Source organism: Brevibacillus sp. HD3.3A (assembly GCF_013284375.2).
Classification (GTDB): Bacteria; Bacillota; Bacilli; order Brevibacillales; family Brevibacillaceae; genus Brevibacillus; species Brevibacillus parabrevis.
Map to the genome: position 1 here is coordinate 5,643,280 of NZ_CP085874.1, position 19,608 is coordinate 5,662,887.

19 protein-coding genes are annotated in these 19,608 nt (G+C 53.4%); all 19 read right to left on the reverse strand.

What is annotated here, in order from left to right:
• Window positions 1-9 precede the first annotated feature (9 nt).
• Window positions 10-873: an ATP synthase F1 subunit gamma gene (gene atpG, locus HP435_RS26405; protein WP_063228999.1), complete on the reverse strand. Its 864-nt coding sequence runs from the start codon at window positions 871-873 to the stop codon at window positions 10-12.
• Between the two features lie 75 nt (window positions 874-948).
• On the reverse strand, window positions 949-2,460 hold the full coding sequence (gene atpA / locus HP435_RS26410; protein WP_063228998.1) for a F0F1 ATP synthase subunit alpha: 1,512 nt from the start codon (window positions 2,458-2,460) through the stop codon (window positions 949-951).
• 40 nt (window positions 2,461-2,500) lie between these two features.
• Complete coding sequence (locus HP435_RS26415) at window positions 2,501-3,028, reverse strand: F0F1 ATP synthase subunit delta (RefSeq protein WP_122962595.1); 528 nt, start codon at window positions 3,026-3,028, stop codon at window positions 2,501-2,503.
• Window positions 3,025-3,528 (reverse strand): F0F1 ATP synthase subunit B, encoded by a 504-nt coding sequence (gene atpF, locus HP435_RS26420; RefSeq protein WP_122962594.1) that lies wholly within the window; start codon window positions 3,526-3,528, stop codon window positions 3,025-3,027. The genes HP435_RS26415 and atpF overlap by 4 nt, the downstream gene beginning before the upstream one ends.
• Window positions 3,529-3,717: 189 nt before the next feature.
• Window positions 3,718-3,939 (reverse strand): F0F1 ATP synthase subunit C, encoded by a 222-nt coding sequence (gene atpE / locus HP435_RS26425; RefSeq protein WP_005831752.1) that lies wholly within the window; start codon window positions 3,937-3,939, stop codon window positions 3,718-3,720.
• 55 nt (window positions 3,940-3,994) lie between these two features.
• Window positions 3,995-4,810 carry a F0F1 ATP synthase subunit A gene (gene atpB / locus HP435_RS26430; protein ID WP_063228994.1) on the reverse strand — a complete coding sequence of 272 codons (816 nt, stop codon included), beginning with the start codon at window positions 4,808-4,810 and terminating at the stop codon, window positions 3,995-3,997.
• 65 nt (window positions 4,811-4,875) lie between these two features.
• On the reverse strand, window positions 4,876-5,244 hold the full coding sequence (locus HP435_RS26435; RefSeq protein WP_063228993.1) for an ATP synthase subunit I: 369 nt from the start codon (window positions 5,242-5,244) through the stop codon (window positions 4,876-4,878).
• An 11-nt stretch (window positions 5,245-5,255) separates the two neighbouring features.
• A complete protein-coding gene (locus HP435_RS26440; protein WP_005827760.1) occupies window positions 5,256-5,465 on the reverse strand; it encodes an AtpZ/AtpI family protein in 210 nt (69 codons plus the stop codon).
• 137 nt (window positions 5,466-5,602) lie between these two features.
• Window positions 5,603-6,793 carry an acetyl-CoA C-acetyltransferase gene (locus HP435_RS26445; RefSeq protein ID WP_063228992.1) on the reverse strand — a complete coding sequence of 397 codons (1,191 nt, stop codon included), beginning with the start codon at window positions 6,791-6,793 and terminating at the stop codon, window positions 5,603-5,605.
• A gap of 124 nt (window positions 6,794-6,917) precedes the next feature.
• A complete protein-coding gene (gene bioC / locus HP435_RS26450; RefSeq protein ID WP_173599025.1) occupies window positions 6,918-7,736 on the reverse strand; it encodes a malonyl-ACP O-methyltransferase BioC in 819 nt (272 codons plus the stop codon).
• Window positions 7,684-8,442, reverse strand: a complete 759-nt coding sequence (locus HP435_RS26455) for an alpha/beta fold hydrolase (RefSeq protein ID WP_173599026.1) — start codon at window positions 8,440-8,442, stop codon at window positions 7,684-7,686. The genes bioC and HP435_RS26455 overlap by 53 nt, the downstream gene beginning before the upstream one ends.
• A 1-nt stretch (window position 8,443) precedes the next feature.
• Window positions 8,444-9,634: an 8-amino-7-oxononanoate synthase gene (gene bioF, locus HP435_RS26460; protein ID WP_122962591.1), complete on the reverse strand. Its 1,191-nt coding sequence runs from the start codon at window positions 9,632-9,634 to the stop codon at window positions 8,444-8,446.
• Window positions 9,635-9,651: 17 nt separating this feature from the next.
• Window positions 9,652-10,647 carry a biotin synthase BioB gene (gene bioB / locus HP435_RS26465; RefSeq protein ID WP_122962590.1) on the reverse strand — a complete coding sequence of 332 codons (996 nt, stop codon included), beginning with the start codon at window positions 10,645-10,647 and terminating at the stop codon, window positions 9,652-9,654.
• Entirely contained in the window at window positions 10,648-11,382 is a 735-nt protein-coding gene (bioD, locus tag HP435_RS26470) for a dethiobiotin synthase (protein ID WP_173599027.1), read from the reverse strand. It lies immediately after the preceding gene.
• Window positions 11,379-12,776 carry an adenosylmethionine--8-amino-7-oxononanoate transaminase gene (gene bioA / locus HP435_RS26475; RefSeq protein ID WP_173599028.1) on the reverse strand — a complete coding sequence of 466 codons (1,398 nt, stop codon included), beginning with the start codon at window positions 12,774-12,776 and terminating at the stop codon, window positions 11,379-11,381. Before bioA ends, bioD begins: the two co-directional genes overlap by 4 nt.
• 134 nt (window positions 12,777-12,910) lie before the next feature.
• Window positions 12,911-16,075, reverse strand: coding sequence for a phosphodiester glycosidase family protein (locus HP435_RS26480; protein ID WP_173599029.1), 3,165 nt, complete (start codon window positions 16,073-16,075; stop codon window positions 12,911-12,913).
• 237 nt (window positions 16,076-16,312) lie between these two features.
• Window positions 16,313-17,461, reverse strand: a complete 1,149-nt coding sequence (gene wecB / locus HP435_RS26485) for a non-hydrolyzing UDP-N-acetylglucosamine 2-epimerase (protein WP_173599030.1) — start codon at window positions 17,459-17,461, stop codon at window positions 16,313-16,315.
• An 18-nt stretch (window positions 17,462-17,479) separates the two neighbouring features.
• Window positions 17,480-18,109 (reverse strand): uracil phosphoribosyltransferase, encoded by a 630-nt coding sequence (upp, locus tag HP435_RS26490; RefSeq protein ID WP_122962586.1) that lies wholly within the window; start codon window positions 18,107-18,109, stop codon window positions 17,480-17,482.
• Between the two features lie 210 nt (window positions 18,110-18,319).
• Entirely contained in the window at window positions 18,320-19,570 is a 1,251-nt protein-coding gene (gene glyA / locus HP435_RS26495) for a serine hydroxymethyltransferase (RefSeq protein WP_122962585.1), read from the reverse strand.
• Window positions 19,571-19,608 lie beyond the last annotated feature (38 nt).

The window sequence follows — 19,608 nt, forward strand, 5'->3', positions numbered from 1 at the left end:
TCGCTGCCACTAAGCCTGTGCGTTTGCACCTGCAACGATCTCGGAAATCTCTTGAGTAATGGCTGCCTGACGGGCACGGTTGTAGATCAACGTGTAACGGTTAATCATATCCGTTGCGTTGTCTGTCGCGTTGCCCATCGCTGTCATACGGGAACCTTCTTCGGAAGCCTTCGCTTCGAGAAGCGCACTGTACACCAGTGTTTCCGCGTATTTAGGCAACAGATCGGCCAGAACTTCTTCCGAGGACGGCTCATACTCGTAATTGATTGTGCGCACCGTGTTGCTCTCGGGAGCTTCCAGTGGCAGCAATTGTTTTACGGTAGGTATTTGCGAAATTGCACTTTGGAACTTGTTGTAGCACAGGTACAGTTCGTCAATTTGTTCGTTCGCGAACATCTGGACTGCCGCACCGGCAATTTTCTTGATATCAGCAAAGGCCGGGCTGGCTGGCAGACCTGTTACCTCTTCCAGAAGCGGATAGTTCCGTTTGCTGAAGAAGTCACGACCTTTGCGACCGATCACAAAAATACCGTACTCATCCTTGGATTTGTGCTTTTCGCTGATGGTGGTAACCACTTTGCGAAGCATGTTGGCGTTGTATCCGCCAGCAAGTCCACGGTCGGAAGTGATGACAATGTAACCAGTCTTTTTCACCGGACGATTTTGCAGCATCGGATGTTTGGAACCAGTTGTTCCGCTCGCAATGCTTGCAATCACTTCCTGGATTTTGTCAGCGTAAGGACGTGCTGCCTCAGCCTTCTCCTGGTTGCGGCGGAGTTTCGCTGCCGCCACCATTTTCATCGCTTTCGTGATTTGGCGCGTATTTTTGGTACTTTTAATACTGCGTCGAATCTCACGTATTCCTTTTGCCACTCGTTTTCACCACCTTGAGAACGCATGCCCGGGCTTTCTTGCCCGGCATGCATCTGATGTCTATCAGGTTAACGATTAGCGAGTTACCGAAAAGCCTTTTTTGAACTCTTCGATCGCTGCGTTCAGTTCTTTTTCATCTGGAAGGTCTTTCGTAGTGCGGATGTGCTCCAACAGTTGTGGTTTGTTGGAATCCAGGAAAGACAGCAGCTCTTTCTCAAAGCGGCGTACATCTGCTACTGGAATGTCATCCAGGTAGCCGCGTGTAGCGCTGTAGATAGAAGCAACTTGCTTCTCAACAGGCATTGGATCGAACTGGCCTTGTTTCATGATTTCCATCAAGCGCTCACCGCGGGTCAGACGTGCTTGGGTAGCTTTGTCCAGGTCGGAACCGAACTGAGCAAACGCTGCAAGCTCACGGTATTGAGCCAACTCAAGCTTGAGCGGACCTGCTACCTTTTTCATCGCCTTGATTTGCGCGGAACCACCTACACGAGATACGGAAAGACCGGTGTTAACCGCTGGACGTTGACCTGCGTTGAACAAGTCTGTCTCCAGGAAGATCTGACCATCCGTGATGGAGATCACGTTAGTAGGAATGTATGCGGAAATGTCACCCGCTTGGGTTTCGATGAATGGCAGAGCAGTAATGGAACCTGCGCCCAGTTCATCAGACAGTTTCGCAGCGCGCTCCAGCAAGCGGGAGTGCAAGTAGAATACGTCACCAGGATATGCTTCGCGGCCTGGAGGACGACGGAGCAACAGGGACATTTCGCGGTATGCAGCAGCCTGTTTGGACAGGTCATCGTATACGCACAGAACGTGTCCGCCTTTGTACATGAAGTACTCAGCCATAGTAACACCAGCATAAGGAGCCAGGTACAGCATTGGCGCTGGGTCGGAAGCTGTAGCGGAAACGATGATGGTGTAATCCAGAGCGCCTGCTTTACGCAGGGTTTCTACGATGTTCGCAACGGTCGATTGCTTCTGACCGATCGCCACGTAGATACAAATCATGTCTTTGCCTTTTTGGTTGATGATGGTGTCGAGCGCCACTGCTGTTTTACCAGTTTGGCGGTCACCAATGATCAACTCACGCTGTCCGCGGCCAACCGGGATCATCGCGTCAATCGCTTTGATACCTGTTTGGAGCGGTTCGTGTACGGATTTACGCGCCATTACGCCAGGAGCCGGGCTCTCGATCGGACGGTAGCCGTCATTTGCGATAGGTCCTTGACCATCGAGTGGTTGACCCAGTGGGTTTACTACGCGGCCGAGCAGCGCTTCCCCTACTGGAACTTCCATAACGCGGCCGGTACGTTTTACAGTATCGCCTTCCTTAATGTCGCGGAAAGGTCCCATAATAACGACACCCACGTTATCTTCTTCCAAGTTGAGTACCATACCCATTACGCCATTTTGGAACTCAAGAAGCTCCCCTTGCATGGCCTTTTCCAAACCGTGAACGCGAGCAATACCGTCACCAACCTGGATGACTGTGCCTACGTCTACAACTTCGATTTCAGATTTAAAATTAGCGATCCGCTCTTTGATGAGGGAGCTAATTTCTTCTGGTCTGATTGCACTCACTTAATTCACCCCATTCATCCAACTTCGTTAAGACCGAGCTTTACGCTTTTTGCGCAAAGGTTTCCAACTTTGTTTTCAGGCTGCCATCGTACAGACGGTCGCCAATTTTGATAACGATGCCGCCGAGGATTGCAGGGTCTACGACCGCTGTCAACCGCAGCTTTTTATTCAAAGTTTGACCGAACTTCTCAGCCAACTCTGCCTGTTCTTCATCAGAAAGCGGCTTTGCGCTCGTGACGACAGCATCTGCGTAGCCACGCGCTTCATTTGCCAGTTGCACAAAGGAGCTGTAGATGTCAGACAGTTGAACTTCCCGTCCGTTTTCAATCAGGACGTTCAGGAAGTTGAAGCTCTCTTCCCCTACATGGCTTTTGAAAAGCTCATCAACCAGTTTGCCCTTTGCATCTGCAGCGATGTGCGGGTGCTGCATGATCTTTTGCAGATCTTCGTTGCCTTCCACAGCCTGCACGATCGCACCAAGGTCAGCTTCCACCTGATCGATCTTGCCACGCTCGCTCGCTACCTCAAACAGAGCGCGAGCATAACGCTTTCCTACTGCGCTACTCATAGGCGATCTCCTACTTGAGCCAGGAATTTGTCAACAGTGGACTTTTGAGCTGCTTCGTCCAGTTCTTTCTCGATAATCTTGGAAGCCAAGAGTACGGAGAGGCTGGTCATTTGTTCACGCAGCTCGGATTTTGCTTTTTCTACTTCACGTGCCAGTTCAGCGCTTGCGTCCGCTTTCATACGCTCGGATGCAGCTTGAGCTTCTGCCACGATTTTCGCCGCTTCATCAGACGCTTGCTTGCTAGCGCGGTCGATGATTGCTTTGGATTCAGCGCGAGCTTCATCCAGTACGCGACGTTGTTCAGCCAAGAGTTTTTCCGCTTCTGCGCGGTTGCGCTCAGCAGATGAAATTTGGGTTTCGATATGCTGACGACGTTTCTCCATGATCCCAACGATCGGGCCCATAGCCAATTTACGAACCAAGAGCAGCAACAACAAGAACACAATTGCTTGGGTTAAAAGCGTTCCCCACTCCAGGGACACCGCTCCAAAGTCGAGCATTCGTTTCACTCCTTCCTGCGAAAAGAAAGATGTATCATCACGGTATATACCGTTTGTTTCAGACACTCTGGCTTCGTACTATGACGAAGTTTTCTTGCTTGCGTCGAATGGCAGCTTCATAGACTTCCACTCGATCAAAAATAGAGGCGGGTATCAAGCGCCCGCCTATTGTTACCAATTGCTCGCTGACTACATACGACCGAAGAGAATGAAACCGATCGCTACAGCGATGATCGGAACCGCCTCTACCAGACCGAGACCCAGGAACATGAGACCCATCAGGTTACCACGTGCTTCTGGTTGACGAGCTACGCCTTCAATTGTACGGGAGATTACCAGGGAGTTACCGATTGCTGCGCCAAGAGCAGCGAGACCAAATACGATACCAATTGCAAGAGCCAAACCTTCCATTGTTTAAAAACCTCCTTAGTTTGTAAAAGCGAGTATAAAATCGGGGAAATGCTGATTAGTGATCTTCATTCACCTGCTGAGACAGGTAAACCATCGCCAGCGTAGTGAAAATGAATGCCTGTACAGAGCCGACAAACACCGAGTAGCCCAGCCACAGGAACAACGGAATACTTCCGAAGATCCCTACACCCAACAGGAAGGCGATCAAAACCTCACCCGCAAAGATGTTACCGAATAGACGCAGAGGAAGCGTCAATGGTTTGATGATGAACTCCTCCAGAATGTGAATCGGATTCAGGAATGTATGTTTCAACCATCCACCGAAACTCTTCTTAATGCCCAGGTAGTGAGCGTACAGCAAAACGATGAACGCGAGAGCGAAAGTTACGCTCGGTGTCGCGGTTGGAGATTTCCACCAGCCGATGACAACACCGTGAGAATGCGGATCGTTTGAGTTAAGCTCTTCCTCAAGCTTGGCCATCTTTTGTTGTTTTGCCTCAGGAGTCGTGGAAGCCGTCAACAGGTCTTTAACCTTTTCGCTTACTTGATGGTCAGGACCGTTGTGGTGTGCTGTATTTACGTTAAATACGAGACCCAGTTGGTTTCCAAGGAAAATGTAGAGGAACAAAGTCAGCGCCAGCGAGACAAAACCCGCAGCTTTTTTCGGTGAGATATAGCTTTTTGTAATGCCAGTAACGAAATCCACAATCCATTCCATCACGTTTTGCGCGCCGCTTGGTGTAGCGGAGGTCAAGTTGCGGGTCATCCCGATACAGAGCAAAAGCACCACCAGAGAGGTTACCAAAATCATGAGAACAGTGGAGATGTCAAATACCATGCCCAACCATTCAAATCGCAGAGAATAATGCATGTATTTCACCCCTTTCTTCCGCGCGAGTATGTTACTTACGTACATGAAAAAAAGTATTCTGCTATCTATTTAAAGGAGCGATACACAAAAAGGAAACTGAGAACCTGGAAAAGGAACAAGCCGATCAACACTCCGGCAAGCCCAAACAAGTGAGGAAAACGCATAGTCAAAAAGACAGCAAAACCTGCCACGACCAAGCGTTGCAGCATACCTGTCCCTTTCGGACGCACGCCCGGATCGACAGCCATCTGGCCAATTCGCCATGTTTTGCTGAAGAGGACCGTGCCATTCACTAGACTGCCAGCCATCCCGAGCAGGAGGCTTTGCAAAAAGAAACGCGATGATGGCAACAGCGCCCAGAGTATCGCGGCGATTGCCATACAGAAAAAGGCATAGCGAAACGTGGATCGCATTGCCGAAGAAAACGTTTGCATGTCCCATCTCCCTAGAGGTAACCGCGAATGATGCGGTAGACGCTGTACACGCCTATTCCTAATCCCGCGAGCAGTCCAACCATCAAAAACAACGGATTGGTGGCGAAAAGGCCATCCAAGTATTTTCCCAGAAAGACTCCCGCAACCACGCAAACGGCCATATCGACACCAATTAAAGTGACCAACGTGATGGCTCGCCAAGGATTATCAATTTTCGACACGGAACAACATTCTCCTTTCATACATAAGGAGAGGGCTGGTGTCAAGTGCCCCTTTGCCCTCATCCATATTAACGAAGAATTATTCCCTTTGTCAACGTTCGTCTTGTTCTGTACACAAAGCGTTCACAATTGAAAATCTACATTTTTTCAACAATTGTCGAAACCCCTTGTCCGCCGCCAATGCACAAGGTTGCTAGACCATATTTTACCCCTTCGCGCTTTTGCAATTCGTGAACAAGCGTAACTAATATTCTCGCCCCGCTTGCGCCAATTGGATGACCCAGAGCAATCGCTCCGCCGTTAACGTTCAGCTTTTCCCGATCGAAGCCGAGCGCTTTGCCGACAGACAGCGATTGAACGGCGAATGCCTCGTTCGCTTCGATCAAATCGATGTCGGACAAAGACATGCCCGCTTTTTCCAAAACTCGCTTGGTCGCTGGCACCGGACCGTAGCCCATGATGCTCGGATCGACGCCCGCACTGGCATTGGCGACGATGCGCGCGAGCGGTTTTACGCCCAGCTCCTCCGCCTTTTCCTTGGTCATGATTAAAAGCGCAGCCGCGCCATCGTTGATGCCCGAAGCGTTTCCTGCGGTTACAGTGCCATCCTTTTTAAAGGCTGGCTTCAGCTTGGAGAGCATCTCGGCGGTTACGCCAGCGCGCGGAAATTCGTCGACAGCAAACAGCACAGGGTCGCCTTTGCGCTGCGGAATCGGAACAGGCACGATCTCCTCCTGAAAACGGCCGCTTTCCAAAGCTTTCTGCGCTTTTTCCTGGCTCCATGCCGCAAACTCGTCCTGCTCTTCCCGTCCGATCTCGTATTTGGCGCACAGATTTTCGGCTGTGATTCCCATGTGGTAGTCGTTGAATGCACACCAAAGACCATCGCGGATCATCGAGTCGACCGCCTTTTGATCGCCCATGCGATATCCCGAGCGCGCTCCATCCAGCAAGTACGGAGCCTGGCTCATGTTTTCCATGCCACCCGCCAGCACGACTTCGGCATCTCCGCTCAAAATCGCCTGTACAGCCAAATGAACGGCTTTCAATCCGGAGCCGCATACTTTGTTAATCGTCAAGGACGGCACCTCGTGCGCCAATCCTGCTTGAATGGCAGCCTGACGGGCAGGATTCTGGCCCAGTCCTGCGGAAAGTACATTGCCCATAATCACTTCATCAACCGAGTCTTTGGACACGCCAGCGCGCTCCAAAGCCGCTTCCAGGACGATGCCGCCCAGTTTCGTTGCGGAGATTCCCGCGAGCGATCCTTGAAAACTGCCTATAGCTGTGCGCACTGCGCTTGCGATAACGATTTCCTTTTGACTCATCTTCCATACACTCCTTGAATGAACAGGATAGCCAACCTTCTTAAAATTCCATTTCTTCATGCAGATTCCTGCTGCGAAATCGCTTTCATGAAGAAAAAGCTGCCCATTCTCTCAAAAGAAAACGTCATTGGCTGCGAAAGCCGCTGACAAAAAGCATCTCGTAGGTTACACGCACTCCCTTCTCATCTCCGTACGTCCGCTGATAATAGTCAGCCATGGCAAACAGCAGCCTTTTTCTGCCCAAGCCCGCCGTTTTGTCTTCGCTGGCGCTTGCTCCTACCGCTTTTACGGCACGCAAAAAATCCAGCACGCCCGGGTAAGTCAAAACCACCTTGTGTACAGTCGCCTGCAACGATTCCATTCCCGCCGAATCCAGCAAGGCAAGCCACTGCTCTGTCGTCAAATACGACAGTCCGTGCCGAACGCCCTGCTCTCCCAGACTGGCATGGGCACGGGCAAAGGAGTCGTGCAATTCGCAGAAGGTGTTGGGGCCAAACGTCGAAAACAAAAGCGGCGAACCCGGCTTGAGCAGCTTGCACAGACGGCGGATCGTCGACTCAGGGCGAAGCAGCCATTGAAAGCACGCTCCCGACACGATCAAATCCCTGGTTGCCTCTGGCTGTGTCCAGACCCATTCTTCCGTATCAGCCTGGCGAAAGCTCACTGCCAATCCGTGCTGCTCAAGGTTCGACCTCGCCTGCGCAATCATTCCGGGCGCGATGTCAATCGCTTCGTATGCGGCTTTCGGGTACTGCCCCCTGATCAGACGCGTCAGTCCGCCTGTGCCGCAGCCGATTTCCAGTATGCTCTCGACACTTTTATCCGCCAACGTCGCGGACACGATTGCGCCGAGACGCTGCGCCATCTCTTTTTGCACAATCGCATACTGTTCATAAGATGTCGCCTGGCTGCTGAATCGACGCTTGATCTGTTCTGTGTGCAATGCGCTTCACCATCCTCATGATCGCTTCGCTGACTTGCTCAGGATGAACCAGGTGTGGGGCATGCCCGCAGTCTTTCAGTTGCAAAAAATCGGCTGCCGCCAGCTTGCCCGCAAGCTCTTTTCCCGCGCCGAGCGGACAGATGACGTCGCCTTCGCCATGAATGACCACCGCCGGACAAGACAAGCGATCAGGGGCAAACCGGCAGTCCTCGCTCGCCAGGTAATCCAGCCCTGCGGACAGCGCCTGCTGGCTCCAGCGGCCCTCTGCAATCCCCACATCGACGCAGTTTTGCCCGCGTTCTTGCCCTGTGAACATCTGCTCTACGAATTGGGCCATGATCCGCTCGCGGTCTTTTGCCAGCTGCCGCTTCATCCGCTGAAGCATTGCTGCGCCAATGCCGCGTTCCCGTTCCGCCGGGTCGCGGACAAACCGCAATGTCGTCCCAATCAGCACCAGTCCGGCTACGCGCTTTTCAGTTGCCAGCCTAAGGGCCAGCATTCCGCCCAGCGACCAGCCAACGACAAGCAGTTCTTTTCCACTCAAGCTTTGAATGGATTGCGCAACCACTTCGTAAAATTCGTCCGGCCGGGAAACTTGCGAATAGTCAGGGACCACATGACGTACATCGGGCAATCGCTCGCGGACTTTGTCCCAGCATGAATCCGCCATTCCCCAGCCTGTCAGCCAAACAATGACTGGCGCCACTTCACATCCCTCCTGCGCATTCATCCCGGACAGCAGTCAATTGCTCGACCGCCCAGACCAGCTCTTCTGGCTGATGTGTAGCCATTACCGTAAAGCGGATGCGCGCTGTTCCATCCGGGACGGTCGGCGGGCGAATCGCGACAGCTGCAACTCCCCGTTCCCACAGCTTCTGGCTGAATTGCAGCGCCCGCTCGTTTTCTCCCAGCGTGATCGGAACAATCTGCGTGTCGTCTGAAGTTACGGCAAAGCCTTTTTCCGCAAGCAACCGCCGAAAAAGCTGCGCGTTGTGCTGCAACGCTTGTCGCCGCCACTCGTCCGCCTCAATCTGCGTCAGGGCGGCAATCGTCGACCCGACGACACCAGGAGGCAGCGCTGTGGAATAGATGAGCGAGCGCGCTTTCGAACGCAGATGGCGAATGACGACCTGATCGGCACAAACATAAGCGCCGTATACGCCAAAAGCTTTGCTGAACGTTCCCATCAATACATCCACCTGCGACGCGATCCCCAGTTCGTGGCACAGACCTTGTCCCCGCTCGCCCCGCACCCCGCCCGCATGCGCTTCATCGACCATGAGAAAAGCACCATACCGTTCTCGCAGCTTGATCAACTCCAGCAATGGCGCCTTGTCGCCATCCATGGAAAATACGCTGTCCGTCACAATCCATTTCCGTTTCGTTCCCTGATGTTTTTCCATTAGAAACGCCAGATGCTCCCAATCGTTATGCCGATACCGGACGTGCTCGGCACGGCTCAGGACGATTCCGTCCACAATGCTGGCGTGGTTCAGCCGATCGCTGAATACTACGTCGCCCCGACCAGCCAACGCAGCAAGCACCCCCGTATTCGCCTGATAGCCATTTGCGAAAACGAGCGCTTCCTCACGCTGCTTCCACCGGGCCAGCCGCTGCTCCAACTCGTCGTACAACGGGTAATTGCCGAGGACGAGGCGGGACGCAGTTCCTCCTGCGCCCCATTGCCGCGCTGCCTTTTCACCCGCAGCCATGATTTGCGGATCGTGGGCAAGCCCCAAATAGTTGTTGGAGGACATGTTCAGCAACTTTTTTCCGCCAACGACAATCCACGTTCCTCCATGCTCCGCCAAAGACTCTACCGTCTGCCACTCTCGGCAAAGCGACTGCTCCCGCATCTTGCTCCATTCCGTCTCCAGCCATTCGTACCTTTGCCTCATTTGCCGCACCTCTTCGCTTACAGCGCGCATAGCTCGATTTCAAACCCGAGGTCTTCAATCATCTGATGATCGCTGGTGATTTCCTGCCCCGGTGTCGTCAAATAATCGCCCACAAACAGCGAGTTGGCGGCGTAGAGCGACAACGGCTGCAAGCTGCGCAAATTTACCTCGCGCCCGCCAGCCACGCGAATTTCTTTGTCCGGGCAGACAAAGCGGAACAGCGCCAATACTTTCAGTGCCTTTTGCGCCAGCGTGCGTCCCTGATGCTCCAAGGGCGTTCCCGGGATCGCGTTCAAAAAGTTGACCGGAATCGAATCCGCATCCAGGCTCCGCAAGGCAAAAGCCATCTCCGCGATTTCTTCGTCGCTCTCCCCCATGCCGATGATGACGCCGGAGCATGGCGACATTCCCGCTTTTTTCACCGTATCGACCGTTCCCACGCGCTGCTCGTACGTATGCGTGGTGGTGATCGCCGCGTAATGATTCCGGCTTGTGTTCAAATTGTGGTTGTATCGGTGCACCCCCGCTTCCTTCAGCCGCTTGGCTTGCTCGTCGCTGAGGATGCCCAGACAAGCGCATATTTTCAGCGGCATGGTGTCGCGAATTTCTTGCACCGCTTCAATGACCTGGCCCAGCTCCTTTTCCGTCGGCCCTCGCCCGGAAGCGACAATGCAGTATGTACCAGCCTTGCGGTTCATCGCTTCTTTTGCGCCTGCCAGTAACGTCTCTTTGTCGAGCATGGTGTACTTGGCTACAGGCGCGGTAGAGACGATCGATTGCGAACAGTAGCCGCAATCTTCCGGGCACAGGCCGCTTTTGGCGTTTAAGATCATGTTCAGCTTGACCTTTTTCCCGAAAAAATGTTTCCTGACCTGAAAAGCGGCGTGCAACAACGGCAACAGCTCATCGTCAGGCGCTCGCAGCACGCAAAGCGCTTCTTGCAGCGTCAGTGCTTCCTTTTGCACAGCCTTTCCTGCATACTCGTTCCAATTGGCGACAACGGTTCTGCTCATCTATCGAACCTCTCCTTTGCATATTTGCTGTTTTAGCAACCCCATAATCCATTCCACGTGGACATGCTGCTTCACCAACGCAACCACCTGCTCGCTTGTCAGCTCGTCAGGCGTGTGCGGCAGCGTACCCCAAACCGGAACGTTTCCGTAGCACTCGATCATTTTGGCGTTGGTAGCAACGCTTTGATCGGCAGCAGAAGCCCCCTCATTCAAAATCACTCCTGCCACCACAAGCCCGCGCGAACGAGCGTACCAGACCGATAAAAGCGTGTGGTTGATCGTTCCCAGACCTGCCCGGGCAACCAGCAAAAGCGGCAGTTTCAAGCGCACCGCGAGATCGACCATCATGTCTGTCTCGGTCAACGGAACTGCCAGGCCCCCTGCCCCCTCGACCAGCAGCCAGTCGTGTTTCGCCAGCAACGGGTAACCATGCGCCGTTATTTCCTCCATCGTGAGTGTCTTGCCCTCTGCCTGCGCAGCCAGCCACGGCGTCAAGGGCGCCGAAAAGGCAAGCGGCGCAATCTCCTCGCACCTGTCTGCCACACCGCTCCATGCCCGCAAGCGAAACGCATCGCTCATTTTCTCGTGCGCAAGCGCCCCGGACTGGACGGGCTTCCATACCCCGACATCGCAGCCTGCCTCGCGCAATGCCGCTGCAATCCCCGCCGTCACGACCGTTTTGCCCACCTCCGTGTCCGTCCCGGCAATGAACAGTCCTGCAAACTCCTTGCTCATCGTGCCGCCTGCTCCTTTTGCTCAATCGTGACCTCGCGAATCGATTCGGCCAAAATTCGCACCATGTCCGCAATCTCGGCCATTGTGGAAGCGAGCGGGGGGATGAAGACGATCACATTGCCCAGCGGTCGGGTCAACAGCCCTTTTTCTCTGGCTCGCTGACAGACGCGCACGCCGATCCGTTCATTCCAGTGGTACGGCTCCTTTGTTTGCTTGTCTCTGACTAGCTCAATCCCTGCCATCAGCCCTTTTTGCCGGATATCACCGACATGTGGCTCTCCTTTTAGCGGCTGCAAAAGCTCCTCAAGTCCCGCCGCTTTTTCCACCACTTGATCGACCAGTCTGCGTTCCTCCATCAACCGCAAATTCGCCAAAGCCACCGCACAGCCTAGCGGATTTCCTGTGAAAGAATGACCGTGGAAAAACGTCTTTTGTTCCTCGTAGTCCGCGTAAAATGCAGCGTAAATCTCTTCCGTAACCAAAGTGGCGGCGACAGGCAAGTAGCCCCCTGTCAAACCTTTGGCAACCGCCATAATATCCGGGACCACACCGTCATGCTCACAGGCGAACATTTTTCCCGTCCTGCCGAAGCCTGTCGCCACCTCGTCTGCAATCAGCAGTACGTCATGCGCCCGCAGCAGCTCGGCAATTTGCTTCAAACAACCGTCAGGCATGACAATCATCCCGCTGGCTCCCTGTACGACAGGCTCGACGATCATCGCTGCAATCTCATCTGCCTTCTGCTGTAACAAGCTCTCCAACTGGCGCAAGGTCGCTTCCACAGACGCTTCCTCGCCCCCATCACGGTACGGATATGGGTACGGAACGATGTGCGGCGAGAAGAGCAGCGGCTTGTAAACCTGATGGTACAGCGGGATCGCGCCCACACTGGTAGCTCCAATCGTATCCCCGTGGTAGGCGTTGTTCATCGTAATAAATCCGTGCTTCCCCGTCCGCCCCCGGTTCTGCCAATACTGGAACGCCATTTTCAACGAGATTTCCACCGCTGTCGCACCATTGTCCGAATAAAACACTTTGCTCAGCCCCGGCGGTGCTATACGAATCAATTGCTCAGCCAGCAAAATGGACGGCACATTCGCCATCCCCAAGAGCGTCGAATGCGCGATCTGCTCCAGTTGTTCCGTAATCGCCTGATTCAGTTCCGGGACATTGTGGCCGTGCACGTTCAGCCATACAGACGAAAATCCGTCATAGTACGCTTTGCCGTTCACGTCGATCAGCTTGACCCCTTCGCCCCTGGCGATAATCACTGGCTCCTGGGCGTTGTAGTCCTTCATTTGGGTAAAAGGATGCCATAAAAATCGCCTGTTCTTTTCTGCCAGTTCGGCATAGTCATACATATGTAACAACCAGATCACATCCTTAGTTAACATATATTTGTTAACCAAAATAATAAAACAGTTAACTTATTTCGGCAATGACTTTTTCCCACGCATGGGCAAACGAAAAAGACCAGTCTCTCCAACAGCGGGAGAAGACTGGTCTTCGCATTTTTACTTGCCTCTACTTATTTGGTTTGGTGCAAAATCCGATAGAGCGCTACCACGCACACTGCGCGAGTCGTAGACTTGTTCGGTTGGTATTTTCCGCTGATCGGATCAATCAGGCCCAATCCGACCATGTTAGTGATCGAACCGGATGCCCAGGATGGCCACGTTCCTTTGTCGGAAACGGTTTTAGCCGCTCCTTTTTTGTTCACCAAACGATCCAGAATGACGGCAGCCTCGGCTCTTGTCACAGGTTTGTCGGGACGGAACGTTTTGTCCTCGTAGCCTTTCACCAGCCCTTTGGAAACGGCAACCTGCACAGCCCCTTGCGCATAGTCAGGCACCTTGTCCTTGAAGCTGAGCTTAGGCGAAGCTGGCAGCTCCCAGTTGAACGTGCGCGCCAGCAAAGTGACGAACTGTGCCCTGGTGAGCGAAGCTTCCGGCCCGAATGTCGTGTCCGTCAAGCCTTTCACGTACCCGTTTTCCGCCATGTACATGATTTCCGCTTTGGCAGGGTGGTTGGCGATATCCGTGAATGATGGACTGAGAGTTCCGACGTCGTCCGAATAGTACGGAACGTATTTGCCGTAGCTGTTCACTTCGTAAACCCATTGTCCCTGAGCGTTTCTTGTGCCCAGCAGCGGGTCGAGCGTTTGGTTGGCTTCATTGACGTACAGCAATCCGACGCCTTTTCCGGCAATCCACTTCTTCGGCACAAGTGTCAGCTTGATCGAAGATGTCGAAATCGCGTCTTCTGCGCCTGCTTTGCGCTCGCCAGGCTTGATCGTGAACGAATAGTCGGCAGGTACATATCCCGGAAGCTGTTGGCCGACGATGGAGTCGACTTCCACCAGTGCCGTGTCCAAAAACGGTGTTGTTTTCTCAAACGAGTAACCGAGATCCAGTTCCGCTCCCAAAGACATGCTGCCTGGCAGTTCAGGCACAACCGTCGCATTGCCTGGTTTGCCTGTCTGGTTCGGCAACAGCAGGGAGAACTCGTCGAAGTAAAGGGTTCCCTTGTCTTGTGTAATGCCGTCGTTTGCCTGATCGACTACATAGATGCTTCGCAGCTGCAATGGATAGGCGACATTGCTCGGGAAGTACCCCTTCACTTGCTTCCAGCCGGACCAGTCGATTTCTTTTGCCAGATCGACGTAGACCGTCTTGCCGTTGGCGTCCAGCACTTCTGCGCGCAGCCAGTGTCTGCTGTTGTCTCCGTTCACCCACAGGCCGAGACCGAGCGGTTTGCCTGGAATCGCCACAGGCTGGGCACCCAGTATGCCGTAGGAGATGCGCATGTTGCCCGCTGGCGCACCTGAGAAGTTATAGACGAGCTTCGCCGCTTTTTTCGTGCGGAATACTTGATCTGATACGAGCGAAAACGATCCGGCGGAGCTGATGCTGCTCGGATTCGCCGCATGGTACATTCCTACCTGATTGTCAAACGTCAGCCAAGGCTGTTCGAATTGACCGACAGCAAACGGAACGGTCGTCGATACGCCGTCGTAAGTAATCGTCAAGTTTCCATTGCCCGGCTCATTGCCGGCAATCAGTTGCAGCTTGTCGTTGACAGTAGCGACAGCGGAGTCCACGCTTGCTTTCACGCTAAGCGGAGTCGCCTGAATCGTCGCGCCTTTTTTCGTCTTGATTTTGACATCAAGCGTCAAGGCTTGTCCAGGCGCAATTGAAACTGGGCTTGGGGAAACAACGATTTGCTGAACTTCACTGCCTGCAACGACCTGAACATCTTTGTTTTGCGTGACGTTGCCCAGTCGGCCCGTCAGCGTAATTTTTCCTGAGCGGGCTGGAGTAAAGCGCTGGCCGTCCACTGTTCCGGCGTCCGATTGCGGGATATCCCAGGTGACGTTTGCCGGATTGATCGCGTAAGGCTGGTAATGCGTGTCGTATCCTTTGGAAGCAGTGAGCGCTACCGTTTGCCCGATCAGAATATCGGACGGCACATCAATTTGGAATCCTCGCAATTCTCCTGGCGGAGCGGTGTTGTAAACAGCAAGCCCTGTCGGCACCCGACGCTCGGAACCGCCACTTGGCTTGTTGGACAGATTGGCGTGTGTCTCCCCGAGCATGCGGGCTGCGAGTGTCGTGGAGCCGCCGCCGTCAAAATTCACGGCACGGTAGGAGCCAAGCTCCGCCATGATTTTTGCCAGCTCGTCCAAACTAACCTTGCTGGCCGCATCAATCGTCACCATGTACAAAGTTTTGCCATCCTGGGAAACCCCTACTGCCGTGCGGGCATTGGCCGCGACAATAGACTTGTCCGCCTGAAAGGAGGTCAGTGCTTTGCCTTGATTGACCAGCAGCACGTTTCCGCCCACGGCTTGCTTCAAATCGAGGGTTTGCGGTGTGGTTTGGTATTCAACCGCAGCTGTGGCGCCCACCGGGAAATTTTGCTTGAGGAAAGCGGCTGCCTCTCCGTGTCCCCACAGCACGTATCCGTTGTAAGGTATGTATACTCCCGGCTGATTGATGCGCACTTCCTTGGCGACGTTGTCGACGAACAAAATCTCGACGACATCTTTGTAGCCTGAGATCGCACCGAGGCTCGTTTTGCCAAAAGAAGGCGTGTAGACGTTCAACTGATTTTGGTGGCTTTTACGGCCGTCGCTCGGATTGTACACTTCTTTATTGACGCCCTGGATCGAATAGACAGCCCCGTTCGGCGCGGTGACTTTTCCCCCGAATCCGAACTTGTCGATGATGGCCATCTTGTCGCCCGTGATTCCGAGGCTGTACCAGTACGAAATCAGTCCCATCGAGGAAATCAGCTGCTCGTCTTTCTGAACGATGCCAAACGGCGCTCCCCGCTTGGACATGTCGAAAAAGTCAGCGTTGATCGCAGCGACTGCCCCTGTCTCCCTGGCCATCTGCGTCACGGTTTGTCTGTCTGTCAGTTTGCCAGCCGTTCCGTATACGGGCTTGACCTCAACATACGGATTGTTCAAATCCACTTTCGTCACCATGATGGTCACGAGCTGGTTGGCGAACGATTTCGTATATTTAAGCAAAGTGGTTCCCTCACCAATCGGGGTTTGCCACATGATATTCAATGCACTGGTTTCCGCCCGGGCGTGCGCGACATTGGTCGCAAGCGGCACAAACGGAACAAAAGCTCCCCAGGCCATAGTCGTGGCCGTGAGCAGCGTCACCATCCTTTGCGCTCTCATGTTAGTAACTCCTCTCCATTTTCCAAACTCTGTCTGTTCGCTATGTAAGTCGGTAACTAATCGTTAGACGCTCCCAAGTAGTGGATAGTTTCGCCAATTTTGCAGATTCTCTCTTAGCAAAACATACCAAATCGTCAGTCTGCCAAAAGCACGAAAACCCGCCCGGATTTACAATCCATACCGGACGGGTCGATTCTAGCTGTATGCCGCTTTTGTTCAAGCGCACTATCCAGATGCTTATTGCCCCGGTTGGAACGGTTCCGGGCGATCGGAACGGATTCCGAAATGATGCAGGATCGCTTCTACAATCCGGCGGGATGCTTCTCCGTCTCCGTACGGATTCGCAGCATGAGCCATCGCATCGTAGGCTGCCTGATTGGTCAAAAGCTCGTTTGCCATCGCGTATACTTGTTCTTCGTCTGTTCCCGCCAGCTTGAGAGTGCCAGCTTCGATTCCTTCCGGACGCTCGGTTGTGTCCCGGAGCACGAGCACAGGCACGCCAAGAGACGGCGCTTCTTCCTGAACACCGCCAGAATCGGTCAGAATCAGATGAGCGCGGCGGGCAAAGTTATGGAAGTCGAGTGCATCGAGCGGTTCGGTCAATGTAATGCGCTCGTGATCTCCCAAAATCTCCTGAGCCACCTCTTGAACAGCCGGGTTGAGATGGACTGGATACACGACGAAAATCTCGGGATGCTCGTCCACCAGTCTTCTGACAGCGCGGAAAATTCGGCGCATTGGCTCACCCAAGTTTTCGCGGCGATGAGCCGTCATCAGTACCAGCTTGTGGTCGCCCACCTGATCGAGAACCGGATGCGTATAATCTTCACGCACCGTCGTTTTCAATGCGTCGATCGCTGTGTTGCCTGTGACGTAAATGCTCTCTTCCGGTTTGGCTTCCCGTCTGAGGTTGTCAGCCGATCCTTCGGTTGGAGAGAAGTGCAGATCGGCCATCACGCCTGTCAGTTGGCGGTTCATCTCCTCCGGGAACGGCGAGTATTTGTCCCACGTGCGCAGGCCGGCTTCCACATGGCCGATCGCTACCTGGTTGTAAAAAGCAGCCAGACTTGCCACGAATGTGGTCGTCGTATCGCCGTGCACGAGCACAATATCCGGCTTTACATCCTTGATCGCGGCATCGAGACTTTGCAAGGCGCGTGTCGTCACGTCTACCAATGTTTGACGGTCTTTCATGATGTTCAAGTCAATGTCCGGCGAAATATCGAAAATACCCAACACCTGGTCGAGCATTTGGCGATGCTGTGCGGTCACGCATACGATCGACTCGATTTGCCCTTCGTACTTTTTCAATTCATGTACGAGAGGTGCCATCTTGATCGCTTCCGGGCGCGTGCCGAAAACCGTCATTACTTTTACTGTTTTCATCTTGGATTCCCTCTCCGCCTACTTTGTGCCGTACAAGCGGTCACCCGCATCGCCCAAGCCAGGCACAATGTATCCATGGTCATTTAAATATTCGTCAATAGCAGCTACGTAAATATCTACGTCAGGATGCTCGTCCTGCACCATTTTGATGCCTTCTGGAGCAGCAATCAGGCACATCAGCTTGAGGTTTCTCGCTCCGCGTTTTTTTAAAGCCTGGATGGCTGCCACGGCAGAACCGCCAGTCGCCAGCATCGGGTCGATGACGATCAGTTCGCGCTCCGCTACATCGGAAGGCAGCTTTACGTAATACTCTACCGGTTGCAGGGTTTCCGGATCACGGTACAGCCCCACATGGCCTACTTTTGCGGCCGGAATCAGCTTCAACAGCCCGTCTACCATGCCGAGTCCTGCACGCAGGATCGGAACCAGACCTACTTTTTTACCGGCAATCACATTAGACTGACAGGTAGCTACCGGGGTCTCGATCGTGGTTTCTTCCAGCGGCATGTCGCGTGTGATTTCGTAGCCCATCAGGGTCGCTACTTCATCTACCAGTTCGCGAAATTCCTTGGTTCCTGTATTCTTGTCACGAATAAACGTCACTTTATGCTGAATCAGCGGGTGGTCAAACACATATACACGGCTCATGTACGTTCCTCCGTTTCCCTATCAATGCATCTTTTCCATCATAGCGAAGGAGCGGGTCGCCGTCAATTTGCCTAATCTTCGTACTTTTTTCTTTTGCCTGGTGACCAGCTATGGCTGTTGTCAGGAAAAAATCGTTTAGGATGTAAAAGAAAAACAGACCCGCGCGAGCAATCACAGGGTCTGTTTGATTGAAGCCATTTTATCAAAACCTTAAATCGTCAAACCTTCATACATCGGGAAGCGTTGGCACAGCGCTGCTACGCGTTGGCGAGCTTCTTCGTGTTTGGCAGCGTCTTCCGGGTTTTTCAAAGTCAGGGCGATAATCGCTGCTACTTCTTTCATTGCTTCTTCGTCGAAGCCACGGCTTGTTACCGCTGGTGTACCCATGCGGATACCGCTTGTGACGAATGGGCTTTGTGTATCGTAAGGGATGGTGTTTTTGTTAGTGGTGATGCTTACTTCGTCCAGCAGGTGCTCGGCTACTTTACCAGTCAGGCCGATTTTGCTCACGTCAATCAGCACGAGGTGGTTGTCGGTTCCGCCAGAAACGAGTGTCAGACCTTCTGCTTGCAGCGCTTCAGCAAATGCGCGCGCATTGCTCACGATGCGGGCTGCGTAATCTTTGAAGTCCGGTTGCAGCGCTTCGCCGAAGGAAACCGCTTTTGCCGCAATCACGTGCATCAACGGTCCGCCTTGTACGCCAGGGAACACAGACTTGTCGATCGCTTTTGCAAATTCTTCTTTGCACAAAATCAGCCCGCCGCGAGGACCGCGCAATGTTTTGTGAGTGGTAGAAGTAACGAAATGAGCGTATGGAACCGGGTTTGGATGCAGGCCAGCCGCAACCAGACCAGCGATGTGCGCCATGTCTACCATGAAATAAGCGCCGACTTCATCCGCGATTTCACGGAATTTGGCGAAGTCGATTGTGCGCGGATAAGCACTTGCTCCCGCTACGATCAGCTTCGGCTTGTGCTCCAAAGCTTTGGCGCGAACGTCTTCATAATTGATCAGGTGGGATTCTTGATCCACGCCGTATTCTACGAAGTTGTACAGTGTACCGGAGAAGTTAACAGGGCTTCCGTGCGTCAAGTGTCCGCCATGGGAGAGGTTCATGCCAAGTACGGTGTCGCCCGGCTGCAAGATGGTGAAGTACACGGCCATGTTTGCTTGTGCGCCGGAGTGCGGCTGTACGTTTGCATGCTCGGCACCGAAGATTTCTTTTACGCGATCGCGCGCAATGTTTTCCACGATGTCCACGTATTCGCAACCGCCATAGTAGCGGCGTCCTGGATAGCCTTCTGCGTATTTGTTGGTCAGAACAGTACCCATCGCTTCCATTACGGCGCGGCTAACAAAGTTCTCGGATGCGATCAACTCAATTTTGTCACGCTGTCTTCCCAATTCCAGTTGAATGCCTTCCAATACTTGCGGGTCCTGTTTACGCAAAAAATCTAGCATGATGTATGTTCTCCTCCTTGAAAATGGGCTTGTCCCAC